The following is a 17,309-nucleotide window of genomic DNA, read 5'->3' on the forward strand; positions in this document are numbered from 1 at the left end:
TCATGCATGGCGAATCTCCGATCAAGCGTCGCGTATCACGTAAAATCTGGGTCGGCTCGGTGCCGGTAGGTGGCGACGCCCCTATCGCGGTGCAGAGCATGACCAACACGGACACCCTGGACGTCCTTTCCACCGTTGCGCAGATCAACCGGCTGGAAAACGCCGGCGCGGACATCGTCCGAGTCTCGGTGCCCGACATGGATGCCGCCGAAGCCTTCGGCAAGATCAAGCAGCAGGTGAAGGTCCCCCTGGTCGCCGATATCCACTTCGACTACCGCATCGCCCTGCGCGTGGCGGAGCTGGGCGTGGATTGCCTGCGCATCAACCCAGGCAACATTGGCCGTGAAGATCGCGTCCGTGCGGTAGTGGATGCGGCCCGTGACCGGGGCATCCCGATCCGTATCGGCGTCAACGCCGGCTCACTGGAAAAGGACCTGCAGAAGAAATATGGCGAGCCCACCCCCGAGGCACTGGTGGAATCGGCGTTGCGTCATGTGGAGCACCTGGACCGTCTCGACTTTCAGGATTTCAAGGTCAGCGTCAAGGCATCGGATGTGTTCATGGCCGTTGCCGCCTACCGCCAGCTGGCTGGGCAGATCATCCAGCCGCTGCACCTGGGCATCACCGAGGCGGGCGGGCTGCGCTCCGGCACGGTGAAGTCGTCGGTGGGCCTGGGCATGCTCCTGGCCGACGGCATCGGCGACACCATCCGAATCTCCCTGGCGGCGGACCCGGTGGAAGAAGTGAAGGTCGGCTTCGATATCCTCAAGTCCCTACGGTTGCGCTCCCGTGGCATCAATTTCATCGCCTGCCCCAGCTGTTCCCGGCAGAATTTCGATGTGGTCAAGACCATGAACGAACTGGAAACCCGGCTCGAGGATTTGCTGGTGCCCATGGACGTCGCCGTGATCGGCTGCGTGGTCAACGGGCCGGGCGAAGCCAAGGAAGCCCATATCGGCCTCACCGGCGGCACGCCCAACCTGGTGTACATCGACGGCAAGCCCTCGCAGAAACTGACCAATGACAACCTTGCCGAGCAGCTGGAACGGCTGATCCGGCAGAAGGCGGCGGAAAAGGCCGAAGCCGACGCGGCGGTGATCGCCCGCGGCTGAACCCCGCAGGCCGGCCTCGCCCGGCCACATGCCAACAGAATCGTTAAGGACACCCCGTGACAAAAGCTCTACAAGCCATTCGTGGCATGAACGATATCCTGCCCGAGCAAACACCACTCTGGCGTTACTTCGAAGGCACCGTGGCCGGTTTGCTCGATGGCTATGGCTATGGCCAGATCCGCATGCCCATCGTCGAGTTCACCGAACTGTTCAAGCGGTCCATCGGTGAAGTCACCGATATCGTCGAAAAAGAGATGTATACCTTCGAAGACCGCAACGGGGACTCCCTTACCCTGCGTCCCGAAGGGACCGCCGCCTGCGTGCGCGCGGTGCTCGAGCACGGCATCACCGGGAACGGCCAGCCCCAGAAGCTGTGGTACATCGGCCCCATGTTCCGCCATGAGCGCCCGCAGAAAGGCCGCTATCGCCAGTTCCACCAGATCGGCGTGGAAGTGTTCAACCTGGCCGGGCCGGACATCGATGCCGAGCTCATCGTCTTGACCTGGCGCCTGTGGGGCACCCTGGGCATCCGCGACGCGGTCACCCTGGAACTCAACAGCCTGGGCACCACCGAGGCCCGGGGCCGCTATCGCGACGCCCTGGTGGCCTTCCTGTCGGCTCGCCTGGAACAACTGGACGAGGACAGCAAGCGCCGCCTGCAGAGCAACCCGCTGCGCATTCTCGACAGCAAGGTGCCGGAAACCCAGGCGTTGCTGATAGACGCGCCCAAGCTGGCCGATTACCTTGACGACGAATCCCAGGCGCACTTCGATGGCCTCAAGGCGCGCCTGGATGCCGCGGGCATTCCCTACGTGATCAACCCCAAGCTGGTCCGGGGCCTGGACTACTACTCCAAGACGGTATTCGAATGGACCACCGACAAGCTCGGCGCCCAGGGTACCGTCTGCGCCGGCGGTCGCTACGATGGGCTCGTCGAGCAGATGGGCGGCAAGCCTACCCCGGGTGTCGGCTTTGCCATGGGCATCGAACGGCTGATTCTGCTGCTGGAAACCCTGGGGCAGGTTCCGGCGTCCCTGGCTCGACAGGTGGACGTCTACCTCTGCGCCATCGGCGAGGAAGCCGAACTGGCTGCCCTTACGCTCTCCGAGCAGCTGCGTGATGGCTTGCCATCCCTGCGCTTGCAGGTCAACGCCGGCGGCGGCAGCTTCAAGAGCCAGTTCAAGAAAGCCGACAAGAGCGGCGCGCTCTTCGCCCTGGTGCTTGGGGAGGACGAACTGGCGCGTGAAGTGATAGGGTTCAAGCCTTTGCGCGACCAGGGCGAACAGCAGCAAATCGCCTGGGCGGCGCTGGCCGACCATCTCGCCGGCGCGTTGCAGGCCTGATCAACCGCCCCTGGGGGCAAGACGTTCATAAAACACAGGAGTATTGGGGTGTCGGTTAGCGATGATGAACAGCTCGGCCAGTTCAAGGATTGGTGGCAGCGCAACGGCAAGCCCCTGGTAACAGGTGGCCTGCTGGCGCTGGTCGTGGTCTTTGGCTGGCAGGGCTGGCAGAAGTATCAGGGCAGCCAGTCCCAGGGGGCGTCCAGCCTGTACCAGCAGTTGCTGGAAACGGTGCTCACGCCCAACGGCAAGCCGGATCAGGCCAAGGTGGATTACCTGGCCGGCGAACTGGCCAAGAATTTCGGGGGCACCACCTATGCCCAGTTCGGCCAGTTGTTCCAGGCCAAGGTGAACGTGGATGCCGGCCGCCTGGATGCGGCGGCGGGGCAACTGCAAGCCGTGCTGGCCAAGCCCGCCAGCACAACCATCGGCGAGCTGGCCCGGCAACGCCTGGCGCGGGTCCTGGCGGCCCAGGGCAAGACCGACGACGGCCTCAAGCTGCTCGATGGCGAAGCGGACAAGGCCTACCTGGCCAGCCGCGAGGAACTGCGCGGTGACCTGCTGGTAAAGCTCGGCCGCGCCGATGACGCGGCCAAGGCTTATCGCAAGGCCAAGGACGCCCTGGCCGATGATGCCGCCGTGGGTGATCTCCAACTCAAGCTCGACGACCTGGCCAAAGGGGATGCGTGACGTGATTCGATGGAAACAGGCGGTATTGCTTGCCCTGGCCGTGGCGGTCGTGGGCTGTAGCAGCAACAGCAGCAAGGAGCTCCCCCCGGCGGAGCTCACAGACTTCAAGGAAGAGGTAACCCTCGGCAAGGTATGGAGCCGCTCCATCGGAGACGGCCAGGGTGAAACCTACAACATGCTGGTGCCAGCGGTTGAGAACAATACCCTCTACGCCGCCGATACCCAGGGCGTGGTCATGGCCATGGACCGTATGAACGGTGACGTGGCATGGGAAAAAGACCTGGAAATGCCGATCTCCGGCGCCGTTGGCGTGGGCGGCGGGCTAGTGATGTTCGGAACCCTCCGTGGCGATGTGGTCGCGTTGGATGCCACCAATGGCGAGGAACGCTGGCGCGCCCACGTCAAGGCCGAAGTGCTGGCCCCGCCGGCGAACAACGGTGACGTGGTAGTGGTACAGACCCAGGACGACCGCCTGGTCGGGCTGGATGCCAGCAATGGCAACCAGCTCTGGCTCTACGACAGCACGCCGGCGGTCCTGACCCTGCGCGGCACCAGCGCGCCGCTGGTCACTTCGCAACTGGCCCTGGCGGGCCTGTCCACTGGCAAGGTGGTCGCCCTGGACATCCGTAACGGCACGCCCGTCTGGGAAACCCGGGTCGCCATCCCTCAGGGCCGCTCCGAGCTGGACCGCGTGGTGGACATCGACGGCGGCCTGCTGCTCTCTGGCAGCACCCTCTACGTTGCCACCTACCAGGGCCGCATGGCAGGCCTGGATGTGGACAGCGGCCGCGTGCTCTGGCAGCGCGATGCTTCCAGCTATGCCGGTGTGGCCCAGGGCTTCGGTAGCGTCTACATCGCCGAGGCTACCGGTACGGTGGAAGGCGTGGACGAGCGCTCCACCACCGCGCTCTGGAGTAACGATGCCTTGGCGCGTCGGCAACTGACCGCGCCGGAAGTGTTCTCCAGCTACATCGCCGTGGGCGACATGGAAGGTTACCTGCACCTGCTCAGCCAGGTGGATGGCCGCTTCGTGGGCCGTACCAAGATCGACGGCGACGGCCTGCGCGCCCGCCCACTGGTGGTGGGCGACATGCTGTATGTCTATGCCAACAGCGGCAAACTCGAGGCGCTGACCCTCAAGTAATGCTTGCTATGCTTGGGGCTGACAGCCCCAAGCGCGCGGGGCGAACCCGCAATCGTTCATGGCCGCTGCCCCGCAGCGGCCTTTGCCTTTCTGAAATTCCGTAGTGGAGAGCCGCATGGTTCCCGTAATCGCCCTGGTGGGCCGCCCCAATGTGGGTAAATCCACCATGTTCAACCGCCTGACCAAGAGCCGCGACGCTATCGTCGGCGACCTTTCAGGCCTGACCCGTGACCGCCAGTATGGTGAAGCAACCTGGCAGGGCCGCTCCTATATCGTGATCGACACCGGTGGCATCACCGGAGACGAAGCCGGCATGGACGAGAAGATGGCCGAGCAGTCCTTGCTGGCCATCGAGGAAGCCGACCTGGTGTTGTTCATGGTCGACGCCCGCGCCGGGTTCACTGCCGCGGACCAGATGATCGCCGAGCACCTGCGCAAGCGGAACAAGCGTTCGCTGCTGGTGGCCAACAAGGTCGACAATATCGATCCCGAGATGGCCCGGGCGGAGTTCGCCCCGCTAGGCATGGGCACCGCCATCCCGGTAGCGGCCTCGCAAGGGCGTGGCATGAACGCCTTGCTGGAGGCAGCCCTCGGGGAATACCCCCGGGACGCCGAGGAAGAGGCGCTCAGCGAAGAGGTTGCCGAAGGCGAGGAGGCGACTCGCATCCCGGGGCCGAGCGAAAAAGATGGCGTGAAGATTGCCATCATTGGCCGGCCGAACGTAGGCAAGTCCACGCTGGTGAACCGCATGCTTGGTGAAGAGCGGGTAATCGCCTATGACGAGCCTGGCACCACTCGGGACAGTATCTACATTCCCTTCGAGCGCGACGGCGACAAGTACACCTTGATCGACACCGCCGGGGTGCGCAAGCGCGGCAAGATTCACGAGGAAGTCGAGAAATTCTCCGTGGTCAAGACGCTCCAGGCCATCAAGGACGCCAACGTGGTGATCTTCGTGATGGACGCCCGTGAAGGCGTGGTGGACCATGACCTGAACCTGCTGGGCTTCGCATTGGAAACGGGCCGCGCCATCGTCATCGCGCTGAACAAGTGGGACGGCATGGAGCCCAGCGAGCGGGAATACGTGAAAACCGAATTGCAGCGTCGGCTGTTCTTCGTCGACTTCGCTGACATTCACTTCATCTCGGCCTTGCACGGCACCGGGGTTGGCCATCTGTATGGTTCGGTGCAGGCCGCCTTCAAATCAGCGATCACCCGCTGGCCCACCAGTCGCCTGACCCAGATCCTTGAAGATGCGATCAGCGACCACCAGCCGCCCATGGTCAACGGGCGGAGGATCAAGCTGCGCTATGCCCACCTGGGCGGAGCCAACCCGCCCATCATCGTGATCCACGGCAATCAGGTGGAGAAAGTGCCGCGCTCCTACAGCCGCTACCTGGAGAATACCTATCGCCGCGTGCTCAAGCTGGTGGGTACACCCATTCGCATCGAATACAAAGGTGGGGAAAACCCCTACGAAGGCAAGAAGAACACCTTGACCGACCGCCAGGTCAACAAGAAGCGCCGCTTGATGTCCCACCACAAGAAAGCGGAGAAGAAGCGCAAGGACAAGCGCTAACGGGTGTCCGCCGCGCCCTGATCGGCTATCCTGCGGCTTCGCCCGGTGTACGGGCGCAGGCCTGCGGGAGACCCGGATGATCGTCAGCAAGTTGCCGAACGTCGGCACCACCATCTTTACCACCATGTCGCAGCTCGCCGCTCAGACCGGCGCGCTCAACCTGAGCCAGGGCTTCCCTGACTTCGACGGCCCGCTGGCGTTGCGAGAGGCCGTGGCGCGGCATGTAATGGAAGGGCATAACCAGTACTCGCCAATGACTGGCCTGCCGGCATTGCGCGAGCAGGTAGCGGTCAAGATTGCCGGCTGTCATGGCATCCAGGTGAACCCGGATACCGAGGTGACCATTACGCCGGGTGCCACCGAGGCCATCTTCTGCGCGATCCAGGCCGTGGTACGCCCTGGCGATGAAGTGATCGTATTCGACCCGGTATACGACAGCTACGAGCCTTCGGTGGAATTGGCTGGTGGGCGCTGTGTGCACGTTCAACTCAGCCCGGACACCTTCGCTATCGACTGGACGCGTCTGGAGACGGCGCTGAGCCCCCGTACCCGCCTGATCATGCTCAACAGCCCGCACAACCCCAGCGGTGCCTTGATCAGCCGACAGGACCTCGACCGCCTGGCGGAACTGGTTCAGGCGCGCGGCCTGTATCTGGTCAGCGATGAGGTCTATGAACATCTGGTGTACGATGGCGCGCGTCACGCCAGCGTGCTTGCGCATCCCGCTCTGTACGAACGGGCCTTCGTGGTCAGCTCCTTTGGCAAGACCTACCATGTCACCGGGTGGAAAACCGGGTATGTGGTGGCGCCACCAGCCTTGAGCGCCGAGCTTCGCAAGATCCACCAGTATGTGAACTTCTGCGGGGTGACGCCCCTGCAGTGGGGGCTGGCCGAGTACATGGCGCAGCACCCGGAACATGTCGCTGAGCTGCCAGGCTTCTATCAGGCCAAGCGGGATCTGTTCTGCGATCTGCTGGACCGCTCGCGTTTCACCTTCACGCGCACTCCCGGTACTTACTTCCAGATAGTGGACTATTCCGCGATCCGACCAGACCTCAACGATGTGGATATGTGCCTGTGGCTGACCCGCGAGCATGGAGTGGCCGCCATCCCGATTTCCGTGTTTTACCAAACCCCTGTTGAAGGCCAACGGCTCGTGCGCTTGTGCTTCGCCAAACGAGAGGACACCTTGCGGGCCGCTGCGGAGAAACTATGCGCGATCTGAACGATTTGCCGGATCTCAAGCTGGCGCTGATCCAGAGTGACCTGGCCTGGCATGACCGGGACGCCAATCTGGCTCGCTTCGCTTCACTCCTGGAAAAGGCGCAAGGGGCTGACCTGGTCGTGCTTCCAGAAATGTTCACCACCGGCTTCTCCATGGATTCGGCCAGCCTGGCCGAGCCGGAACAGGGGCCGACCAGCGCCTGGCTACGGGAGCAGGCCGCTCGCCTGGATGCGGTGGTTACCGGGAGCGTGATCATCCAGGCCGCCGATGGTAGCTACCGCAATCGCTTGCTGTGGGTGCGCCCGGATGGCGCTCTATTGCACTACGACAAGCGTCACCTGTTCCGCATGGCCGGCGAACATGAACATTACACCGCGGGGGAACGTCAGGTTCGGCTGGAAGTGAAGGGTTGGCGAGTCCGCCCGCTGATCTGCTATGACCTGCGTTTCCCGGTGTGGAGCCGGGACCCGGAGAATACCGACCTGTTGCTCTATACCGCCAACTGGCCGGGCGCGCGTCGCCACCACTGGAATCGTCTGCTGCCGGCCCGAGCCATCGAGAACCTATGCTACGTGGCGGCAGTGAACCGGGTAGGCACGGATGGCAAGGGCTATCCCTATACCGGTGACAGCCAGGTGCTGGATTTCCAGGGCGAGAGCTTGCTGAACGCCGGCGAGGGGGAGGGAGTATTCAATGCCACCCTGAGCAGCGCCGAGCTGGCCGCCTACCGCAAGCGGTTCCCCGCGCACCTGGATGCTGATCGGTTCGAGCTGTTGTAAGCGCCTGCGGGAGGTCACCCAGACGGTAGGAAGTGGGCGCCATGTAGCGGGCGGAGCCCCCGAAATGCGATGGACCGCCTTTCGCGAACCCCACCCGCTGCCCGCAGGCTTTGCGGAGGCTACCGCCGATTCAGGCCGCCTGGGCCGTACGCTGGCTCAGGGAGCGGTTCAGGGCGCTGAACAGTGCCTTGAAGCTGGCGGTGGTGATGTTTTCATCGATGCCGATGCCATGCACGGGGCGCTCGCCCGCCACGCGCAGCTCGATGTAGGCCGCTGCCTTGGCATTGGTGCCCGCGCTGATGGCGTGCTCGTTGTAGTCCATGATTTCCACATTGATCGGCAGAGCGCTGACCAAGGCTTCCAGGGCGCCGTTGCCCTTGCCCTTCCAGTGCAGCGTTTCACCATCGCTGCTGATTTCCACGTCTACCTGGCTATTGCCGTTTTCCTCCGCCAAGCGGTGGCTGACCAGGGCGTAGGGCAGGTTGGCCTGCAGGTACTCCTTCTGCAGCAGTTTGTAGATCTGCTCGGCGGTCATCTCCAGGCCGAGGCGGTCGGTTTCACCCTGCACCACCTGGCTGAATTCGATCTGCATGCGGCGCGGCAGGCTGATGCCATATTCCTGCTCCAGCAGGTAGGTGATGCCACCCTTGCCGGACTGGCTGTTCACGCGAATGACCGCTTCATAGCTGCGACCGATGTCCGCCGGGTCGATGGGCAGGTAGGGCACTTCCCACAGGGTGTCCTCCTTCTGCTGGGCGAAGCCCTTGCGGATGGCATCCTGGTGGGAGCCGGAGAATGCCGTATGAACCAGGTCGCCCACATAGGGGTGACGCGGGTGCACAGGCAGTTGGTTGCATTCCTCTACTACCTTGCGTACGCCGTCGATGTCCGAGAAGTCCAGCCCGGGGTCGATACCCTGGGTGTAGAGGTTCAGTGCCAGGGTCACCAGGTCTACGTTACCGGTACGTTCGCCGTTACCGAAGAGGCAGCCCTCGACCCGGTCCGCCCCCGCCATCAAGCCCAGTTCGGTGGCCGCCACGCCGGTGCCACGGTCATTGTGGGTGTGCAGGCTGATCAGCACGCTGTCACGACGGTCGATATGGCGGCAGAACCACTCGATCTGGTCGGCGTATACGTTTGGCGTCGACACTTCCACGGTGGCCGGCAGGTTGAGGATGATCTTGTGGTCGGGGGTCGGGTTCCAGACCTCGATCACCGCATCGCAGACTTCCTTGGCGAACTCCAGCTCGGTCGCGCTGAAGGTTTCCGGCGAGTACTGGAAGGTCCATTGGGTTTCAGGCTGTTGCGCGGCGTATTTGACGAACAGCTTGGCCGCGCTGACCGCGATCTCCTTCACGCCTTGCTTGTCTTGGTTGAAGACGATCCGGCGGAATGAGGGTGAAGTGGCGTTGTAGAGATGGACGATGGCCTTCTTGGCGCCGCGCAGGGATTCGAAGGTGCGGGCGATCAGGTCTTCCCGGGCCTGAGTCAGCACCTGGATGGTGGTGTCCTCGGGCACATGGCCGCCCTCGATCAGGGTACGGATGAAGTCGAAGTCCGTTTGCGATGCGGAAGGGAAGGCCGCTTCGATCTCCTTTACACCCACTTTCACCAACGTTTTCCAGAACCGCAGCTTCTTCTCCGCGTCCATCGGTTCGATCAGCGACTGGTTACCGTCACGCAAGTCGGAACTGCACCAGACGGGTGCCTCCGTGATCGCTTTGGACGGCCAGGTGCGATCAGGCAGGTCGATGGTCGGAAAAGCACGGTATTTCTGCGAAGGGTCTTTGAGCATGGTCATGATGATTGTCCTTGGTCGGCTCGAGCTGGAGCCTGCCTGAATGCATGAGGTGTAGAAAGCATGGCCGGAGTGAGGTTTCAGCCAGGCAGTCGCTCGCTGACGAGGCAAAGGCTTCGATGTTGGCGGGCTATGATGAGGGTCTGTGCGTCTTTCATGAGGTCAACCCTAAACATTGCAGGGAAAGATCGCAAGCTGGGCGGAAAAAATGGCAGGAATTCTCGCTTCAGGACGGTTTCAAGCAGATGGAAGCGCCCAAGGCGCTCTTTTTTGCCATTGATTGCTCGGTTTTTTTCCTACTGCCGGTCTTCCTTCCCATAACCCTGGGGGAGGGCTCACTCGTTGCCGATGAAAATGGCCGGGTCCACCCTTGCATCGTTCAAGCTGACGTTCCAATGCATGTGCGGCCCGGTGGCGCGGCCCGTACTCCCCACGCGGCCGACCACAGCGCCACGCGCCAGGGCCTGGCCTGGCTTCACGTCCACCCTGGACATATGGCAGAACATGCTGATGAAGCCTTGACCGTGATCCACGAATACGGTCTTGCCGTTGAAGAAGTAGTCGCCCACCAGGATCACCTTGCCGGCGGCAGGGGTCTTGATGGGGGTTCCGGCGGGTACGGCAAAATCCAGGCCGGCATGGGGGTTACGCTCTTCGCCATTGAAAAAGCGACGTACGCCGAAGCGGCTCGACAGCGGGCCGTTGACCGGCTTGTCCAGCAGCAGGTTGCTGGGCGTGCCTGGGCTGAAGCTGGCGTAGGCGCGGTTCTGTTCGGCCAGCTCTTTGTCGATGCGGGCCAGATCCTGGGGTTCGGGATTGACCTGGCGCTTGTTCTTCAGCGTGATGCGCTGTTCCGGGTAGGCCTTGTTACCTACCGTGAAAGCAACGGTGCGTTGGCCGTCCGCTTGTCGCACTTGCAGGGTTTGCGGCCCTGGTGGCGTTTTCAGTGAGATGCCTACCACGGCACGCCAGGTGTCCTGTTCCTTTACCACCAGAACGGGTTTGTTGCCGAGGAAGGCTCGCGGCGCCTCCGCCGCTTGGCCCAGGTCCAGTACCGCCACGCCTCCCGGCACGGGCCGATTCAGTTGCCGGCTGAGGTAGCTGTCGGCCCAGGCGGGCAGGGCGGATAGGGCGAGCAGGGCGGCGAGCAGTCGAAGCATGTTCAAAGGGATCATCGAGGTCTGTCCGATCAATCTGTCTGGCCTGGAACCGGCTAGGAGCATGAACTCATCTCGGCAGCCTCTCCAGCCAAAAGTCAGGGTTCGATACCTTGGCGCGAATGCTTCGGACCATTGCTTCATGGCTGCCCTCTGCCAGGACTATATATCCTGCCACTGCGATAGGCGATCGTGGTATTGGAAACTCCTTGCTCAAGTTGTCATGCACTATGTGCCAGCGATAGTGCTCAGGGCCGACACTCGAGAAGCGCAATCTGACATCGATGTCATCGAGGAACCTCTTAGTGGACACAGGCATTCTGTGCAGCGGATATGGAAAACCCCCGAGAATATCTTCAAGCGGGGCTGTGCCGTATTGAAGCCGACCATAAACGTATGCGGACACATATTCGGCCGAGTGCTTGGCGTATTCCTCGGCGCGACTCAATAAAATAGCCCGTTTTGCTGCGGCTGCTTCTCTCCCTACAGCGTACTTCCACATTGAAGAGGTCTCGCTCAAGGCTATGACGCTGTGAGGATCAAGATGCGAGGCAATGGTACGGCCCGCTTCGACGATGCGGTCCAGTGAGGGCGAGCGAGCTTTTCTGGAAGCGAATTTCATTGCCGCTTTCATGACTAGCGGGAATCGCCCGCTTGGATCGACTACATTGACCGGATCCGCTGTGCAAAAGGCATAAGCGTTTAGTCCTCCTCGTCCGAACGGGCTCCATTTGTCTGGAGATGCGAAGCGTAGGACCGTAGGAAGGTATGCGCGGTGCCCATTGCCCAGAAGGTAGCGCCCGGGTTCATAACGTTGGCCATGAAGGCCTTGGATGGCGTGCTGTGTGGATTGATATCCCCATGGCGTCCATGAGCAACCACGGCGCCTGCCGGTGGATGGGGTCAGGGTAGCCATTACCGTATCGAGCGGATCAGTTATCAATAGCATGACGTCACACCGGAGCTTCAACAGGACTTTCAATCTACTGCGCTGCCGGCTCGCTGTAACCCTGATATTCAGAGAGCCATGTATCAGGGTCGGTCGCAGCGTTGGGACGCTTATCAATCCAGTAGCGAAAGTGTGACCGGGGTAAGGTGGTTGTCTTCCACCCGTACGCTGAGTTCGCCATCGCCCAGGCGGGCGGTGAGCTTGCGCCCTGGCGACGCCTGCTCGGCGCGGCGGATCGCCTGACCACGCTCGTCCAGCAGAATGCTGTAGCCACGCCCAAGCGTGGCCAGCGGGCTGACGATATGCAGGGTTTGCGCCTGCGCCTGCAATTGCAAACGACGCGCCTTGAGCTGCTCAAGCATCACCTTCGGCAGGCGCTGTTCGAGCATGCTCAGGCGCTCGCGCAGCACAGCCAGGGTGCGCCCGGGGTGCTGCGCGGCCAGGCGCGCGTCCAGATGGACGAGGCGCTGCCGACGGTGGTGGAGGGCTGTATCGAAGGCCCGGCGCAGGCGCATGTCCAGGTCATCGAGGCGCTGTGCCTGCTGGCGCAGCCGCTCGCCGGGGTGCCGCAGGCGGCGGGCCAGGCCATCCAGGCGCAGCCGGTCATGGGCCAGGCGTTGCTGCATGCGCAACAGCAGACGCCGCTGCAGCCCGGCCAGCTGGCGCTGCAGGTCATTGCTGTCTGGCGCCAGGAGTTCAGCTGCCGCCGTGGGCGTCGGGGCGCGTACGTCGGCAACGAAGTCACTGATGGATACATCGGTTTCATGGCCCACCGCGCTGACCACTGGCGTAACGCAGGCGTCGATGGCGCGGGCCACGGCTTCCTCATTGAAGCACCAGAGGTCTTCCAGCGAACCGCCGCCACGGGCAAGGATGATGGCATCGAAGCCGTGACGGTCGGCCAGGCCCAGGGCTCGGACGATCTGGCTGATGGCCTCGCGGCCCTGCACCGCGGTGGGAATCACCGTGAGCTGCACCTGCGGCGCGCGGCGGCGGAATACGCTGATGATGTCCCGTATCACCGCGCCACCAGGGGAGGTGACTATACCGATGCGGCGAGGATGCGCCGGCAGGCTTTGCTTGCGCTCGGCGCTGAACAGCCCTTCGGCGCTCAGCTTTTCCTTCAGCGCCTCGAAGGCCAGGCGCAACGCGCCGTCACCGGCGGGCTCGACCATGTCCAGGATAAGCTGGTAATCGCCGCGACCTTCGAACAGCGACACCTTGCCGCGCACCTTGACCGCCAGGCCATCGCGCAGCGCCTGGCGCACCCGGGCCGCATTCTGCCGGAACAGCGCGCAGCGCACCTGGGCGCCGGCGTCCTTGAGCGTGAAGTACATGTGTCCGGAGGCGGGGCGCGCCAGGTTGGAAATTTCGCCTTCCACCCAGACACTGCTGAAAACGTCCTCGAGCAGCACCCGGGCGCGCCCGTTGAGCTGGGAGACGGTAAGTACCTGGCGATCCAGGCCGAGCCTGGCAAAGGGGTCGTTATTCATGGGTCGATCATAAGGCTAACCCCCAGCCCCTGTCGCGGCTGGTGGTAGAATGTTGCATTCTTACACGAGGTAGAACGATTCGCTCATGGCTTCGCAAAGCATCCTGGTCCCGCAACTGTCCACCGTGCCCGGCAACGAAGGCGCCGCCAGCCTGATGTTGCGCTGGCTGGTGCACAAGAACGTAGTGGATGGCCAGTTGACCACCTGTTGCCGCGGCGGCAACGGCATGGGCTACGCCATCGCCGAGGGCGCGCGGCGAGTGGTGCGCCACCCCGAGCGCCTGCCTTTCGGGGAGAAATTCAACGGCCTGCGCATCGTAACCAGGCGCTGCATCTATACGCCACAGAAGGGCTTCCTAGAAGAAGCCGGCTGCCCCCATTGCCGCCGGGAAGTGGGTGAACCGTTGTTCGAAGGCCTGGATGAGTGGTACCCCGGCCACACGAACAACTTCACCTGCCCGCTTTGTGGTTTCGAAGACGATATCAACGGCTTCCTGTTCCCGCAGCCCTGCGGGTTCTCCGACCTGGGCTTCATCTTCGATGGCTGGAGCGAGGCGCAATTCACCGATGGCTTCCTGGCCGATTTCGCCGAGCGCCTGGATTGGCCGGTCCGTCGGGTGGACGTGCAGCTGTAGAGCAAGGGCGCATTGAGCCGCGAACGATCTCCCGGTATAATGGCGCGCTTCCATTTTTCCCGCCCGGGAGCCCCCGCGATGCTGCGTATCAGCCAAGAAGCCCTGACTTTCGATGACATTCTTTTGGTCCCTGGTTATTCAGAGGTCCTGCCCAACGAAGTCAGCCTCAAGACCCGTTTGACCCGGGGCATCGAGTTGAACATCCCCCTGGTATCCGCCGCCATGGATACCGTCACCGAAGCCCGCCTGGCCATCGCCATGGCACAGGAAGGTGGCATCGGCATCATTCACAAGAACATGACCATCGAGCAGCAGGCCGCGGAAGTCCGCAAGGTCAAGAAGTTCGAGGCTGGCGTGGTGAAGGACCCGATCACCATCGAGGCTGGCGCTTCCGTGCGCGACCTGTTCGACCTTACCCGCCAGCACAATATTTCCGGAGTGCCGGTGCTGCATGATGGCGACCTGGTGGGCATCGTCACTTCCCGCGACGTGCGTTTCGAAACCCGCCTGGACATCCCGGTGCGCGAGGTCATGACCCCCCGTGATCGCCTGGTGACCGTCCGCGAAGGCGCCACCAAGGAAGAAGTCCGGCAGTTGCTGCACAAGCACCGCCTGGAAAAGGTCCTGATCGTTGACGACCACTTCCAGCTCAAGGGCATGATGACCGTCAAGGACATCGAGAAGGCCAAGGCCTACCCGCTGGCGAGCAAGGATGACCAGGGCCGCCTGCGGGTCGGCGCCGCCGTCGGCACCGGCAAGGATACCGGCGAGCGCGTTGCCGCCCTGGTGGCCGCCGGCGTCGATGTGGTGGTGGTGGACACCGCCCATGGCCACTCCAAGGGGGTGATCGACCGTGTGCGCTGGGTGAAGGAGAACTTCCCCCAGGTGCAGGTGATCGGTGGCAACATCGCCACTGGCGCCGCTGCCCGTGCCCTGGTGGAAGCGGGTGCCGATGGCGTGAAGGTCGGTATCGGCCCGGGCTCCATCTGCACCACCCGCATCGTCGCCGGTGTGGGCGTGCCACAGATCAGCGCCGTGGCCAACGTGGCCGAGGCGCTGAAAGACACTGACGTTCCGTTGATCGCCGACGGTGGCATCCGCTTCTCCGGCGACCTCTCCAAGGCCATAGTCGCGGGTGCCTATTGCGTGATGATGGGTTCGATGTTCGCCGGTACCGAGGAAGCGCCAGGCGAGATCGAGCTCTTCCAGGGTCGCTCCTACAAGGCCTACCGCGGCATGGGCTCGCTCGGCGCCATGGCTCAGGCCCAGGGGTCTTCCGATCGTTACTTCCAGGACTCCTCCGCTGGCGCCGAGAAACTGGTACCGGAAGGGATCGAAGGCCGCGTGCCCTACAAGGGCGTGCTTTCGGCGATCATTCACCAGCTGATGGGCGGCCTGCGTTCCTCCATGGGCTACACCGGTAGCGCCAACATCGAGGAAATGCGGACCAAGCCCGAGTTCGTGCGCATTACCGGCGCCGGCATGGCCGAGTCCCATGTGCACGATGTACAGATCACCAAGGAAGCGCCCAACTACCGGGTCGGCTGACGGGGTCGGCCGAAGCCGACGGATTCAAGCTATAAGCTTCAAGCGGCAAGCCTGAAGCGAGACGCAGCCGCCGCGTTGTCGATAACGTCGCGGCTGCGTTGCTCATAACAACTTGCAGCTCGCGGCTTGCAGCTGCCTTTCAAGAGTTCCCTCATGGCCCTCGATATTCACGCCCACCGCATCCTGATTCTCGACTTCGGTTCCCAGTACACCCAACTGATCGCCCGCCGCGTGCGCGAGATCGGTGTCTACTGCGAGCTGCACCCCTTCGACATGGATGACGAGGCGATTCGCGCCTTTGCCCCGCAGGGCATCATCCTGGCAGGCGGCCCGGAGTCCGTGCACGAGGCCAACAGCCCCCGCGCGCCCCAGGCCGTATTCGACCTGAACGTGCCGCTGCTGGGCATCTGCTACGGCATGCAGACCATGGCCGAGCAGTTGGGCGGGCGGGTGGAAGGCTCCAGCCTGCGTGAGTTCGGCTATGCGCGGGTTGACGTGGTCGGCAAGAGCCGCCTGCTCGACGGCATCGAGGACCACATTGACGCCGATGGCGTGCTGGGCCTGGATGTGTGGATGAGCCATGGTGACAAGGTTACCGAGATTCCTTCCAGCTTCCACGTGCTGGCCAGTACCCCGAGCTGCCCCATCGCCGGCATGGCCGATGACAGCCGCGGTTACTATGGCGTGCAATTCCACCCTGAAGTGACCCACACCAAGCAGGGCGGGCGCATCCTGTCCCGTTTCGTGCTGGATATCTGCGGTTGCGAAGCCCTGTGGACGCCGTCGCGCATCGCCGATGACGCCATCGAGCAGGTCCGTGCCCAGGTAGGCGACGCCAACGTGCTGCTGGGCCTGTCCGGTGGCGTGGATTCCTCCGTCGTGGCCGCGCTTTTGCACAAGGCCATTGGCGACCAACTCACCTGCGTATTCGTGGACAACGGCCTGCTGCGCCTGCATGAAGGCGAGCAGGTGATGGCCATGTTCGCCGAGAACATGGGTGTGAAGGTGATCCGCGCCAATGCCGAGGCGCAGTTCCTGGAAAACCTCGCCGGCGAGGCGGACCCGGAGAAGAAGCGCAAGATCATCGGGCGTACCTTCATCGACGTCTTCGATGCCGAAGCCAGCAAGCTGCACAACATCCAGTTCCTCGCCCAGGGCACCATCTACCCGGATGTGATCGAGTCGGCCGGCGCCAAGAGCGGCAAGGCCCATGTGATCAAGTCCCACCACAACGTAGGCGGCCTGCCGGAGGAAATGAACCTCAAGCTGGTCGAGCCGCTGCGCGAGTTGTTCAAGGATGAGGTTCGCCGCCTTGGCCTGGAACTGGGCCTGCCCTACGACATGGTCTACCGCCATCCCTTCCCGGGCCCTGGCCTGGGCGTGCGCATCCTTGGCGAAGTGAAGAAGGAATACGCGGATCTTCTGCGCCAGGCGGACCACATCTTCATCGAGGAACTGCGCAAAGCCGATTGGTACCACAAGGTCAGCCAGGCCTTCGTTGTGTTCCAGCCGGTCAAATCCGTGGGCGTGGTCGGCGACGGCCGCCGTTACGCCTGGGTCGTGGCCCTTCGCGCGGTGGAAACCATCGACTTCATGACCGCGCGCTGGGCGCACCTGCCCTATGAATTGCTAGAGAAGGTCAGCGGCCGCATCATCAACGAGATCGAAGGCATCTCGCGGGTCACCTACGACGTGTCCAGCAAGCCGCCGGCGACTATCGAGTGGGAATGATCCTACGTTCGGCACTGTCTGGCACGATCTAGCAGGAAATGCCCTGAAGCCCGCGTAATTGCGGGCTTTTGCATCTTGCCGTTTCGTTCCTTCTCTCGAAATTGCGAGAAAGGCTTTGCTCAGACCT

The 17,309-nt window shown here is 62.9% G+C and carries 14 protein-coding genes and 1 pseudogene; 10 read left to right on the forward strand and 5 right to left on the reverse strand.

Going from position 1 to position 17,309, the window contains the following annotated elements; genetic code table 11:
* Nucleotides 1–2: 2 nt before the first annotated feature.
* The 7 genes from ispG (at nt 3) to ACP691_RS02595 (ending at nt 7,872) form a co-directional block, all read left to right on the forward strand.
* Entirely contained in the window at nt 3–1,112 is a 1,110-nt protein-coding gene (gene ispG / locus ACP691_RS02565) for a flavodoxin-dependent (E)-4-hydroxy-3-methylbut-2-enyl-diphosphate synthase (RefSeq protein WP_426150205.1), read from the forward strand.
* 56 nt (nt 1,113–1,168) lie between these two features.
* Nucleotides 1,169–2,455: a histidine--tRNA ligase gene (gene hisS, locus ACP691_RS02570; RefSeq protein ID WP_426149928.1), complete on the forward strand. Its 1,287-nt coding sequence runs from the start codon at nt 1,169–1,171 to the stop codon at nt 2,453–2,455.
* Nucleotides 2,456–2,503: 48 nt separating this feature from the next.
* Entirely contained in the window at nt 2,504–3,145 is a 642-nt protein-coding gene (locus ACP691_RS02575; protein ID WP_426149929.1) for a YfgM family protein, read from the forward strand.
* Nucleotides 3,138–4,289 carry an outer membrane protein assembly factor BamB gene (bamB, locus tag ACP691_RS02580; protein WP_426149930.1) on the forward strand — a complete coding sequence of 384 codons (1,152 nt, stop codon included), beginning with the start codon at nt 3,138–3,140 and terminating at the stop codon, nt 4,287–4,289. Before ACP691_RS02575 ends, bamB begins: the two co-directional genes overlap by 8 nt.
* A gap of 115 nt (nt 4,290–4,404) precedes the next feature.
* Nucleotides 4,405–5,868, forward strand: a complete 1,464-nt coding sequence (der, locus tag ACP691_RS02585) for a ribosome biogenesis GTPase Der (RefSeq protein ID WP_426149931.1) — start codon at nt 4,405–4,407, stop codon at nt 5,866–5,868.
* Nucleotides 5,869–5,944: 76 nt separating this feature from the next.
* Nucleotides 5,945–7,093: a pyridoxal phosphate-dependent aminotransferase gene (locus ACP691_RS02590; RefSeq protein ID WP_426149932.1), complete on the forward strand. Its 1,149-nt coding sequence runs from the start codon at nt 5,945–5,947 to the stop codon at nt 7,091–7,093.
* Nucleotides 7,081–7,872, forward strand: a complete 792-nt coding sequence (locus tag ACP691_RS02595) for an amidohydrolase (RefSeq protein ID WP_426149933.1) — start codon at nt 7,081–7,083, stop codon at nt 7,870–7,872. Before ACP691_RS02590 ends, ACP691_RS02595 begins: the two co-directional genes overlap by 13 nt.
* Nucleotides 7,873–8,002: 130 nt before the next feature.
* On the opposite strand, the gene leuA is transcribed toward ACP691_RS02595, so the two are convergent.
* From leuA to xseA, 5 genes and pseudogenes are all read right to left on the reverse strand, one after another.
* Nucleotides 8,003–9,673 (reverse strand): 2-isopropylmalate synthase, encoded by a 1,671-nt coding sequence (leuA, locus tag ACP691_RS02600; protein WP_426149934.1) that lies wholly within the window; start codon nt 9,671–9,673, stop codon nt 8,003–8,005.
* Nucleotides 9,674–10,005: 332 nt separating this feature from the next.
* A complete protein-coding gene (locus tag ACP691_RS02605) occupies nt 10,006–10,830 on the reverse strand; it encodes a peptidoglycan DD-metalloendopeptidase family protein (protein ID WP_426150206.1) in 825 nt (274 codons plus the stop codon).
* Between the two features lie 67 nt (nt 10,831–10,897).
* A complete protein-coding gene (locus ACP691_RS02610) occupies nt 10,898–11,449 on the reverse strand; it encodes a hypothetical protein (protein WP_426150238.1) in 552 nt (183 codons plus the stop codon).
* 39 nt (nt 11,450–11,488) lie between these two features.
* Nucleotides 11,489–11,776, reverse strand: a pseudogene (locus ACP691_RS02615) (RHS repeat-associated core domain-containing protein); the annotation flags it as partial.
* A gap of 113 nt (nt 11,777–11,889) precedes the next feature.
* Entirely contained in the window at nt 11,890–13,269 is a 1,380-nt protein-coding gene (xseA, locus tag ACP691_RS02620) for an exodeoxyribonuclease VII large subunit (protein WP_426149935.1), read from the reverse strand.
* 85 nt (nt 13,270–13,354) lie between these two features.
* On the opposite strand from xseA, the gene ACP691_RS02625 reads away from it, so the two are divergent.
* From ACP691_RS02625 to guaA, 3 genes are all read left to right on the forward strand, one after another.
* A complete protein-coding gene (locus tag ACP691_RS02625) occupies nt 13,355–13,903 on the forward strand; it encodes a sugar ABC transporter ATPase (RefSeq protein WP_426149936.1) in 549 nt (182 codons plus the stop codon).
* Nucleotides 13,904–13,981: 78 nt separating this feature from the next.
* The gene (gene guaB / locus ACP691_RS02630; protein ID WP_426149937.1) at nt 13,982–15,451 is read left to right on the forward strand and encodes an IMP dehydrogenase; all 1,470 of its coding nucleotides are present in this window, start codon (nt 13,982–13,984) and stop codon (nt 15,449–15,451) included.
* Between the two features lie 153 nt (nt 15,452–15,604).
* Complete coding sequence (gene guaA, locus ACP691_RS02635; protein WP_426149938.1) at nt 15,605–17,182, forward strand: glutamine-hydrolyzing GMP synthase; 1,578 nt, start codon at nt 15,605–15,607, stop codon at nt 17,180–17,182.
* Nucleotides 17,183–17,309 lie beyond the last annotated feature (127 nt).

This window comes from Pseudomonas sp. DC3200b2 (genome assembly GCF_049895785.1).
In the GTDB taxonomy this organism is placed as follows: Bacteria; Pseudomonadota; Gammaproteobacteria; order Pseudomonadales; family Pseudomonadaceae; genus Aquipseudomonas; species Aquipseudomonas massiliensis.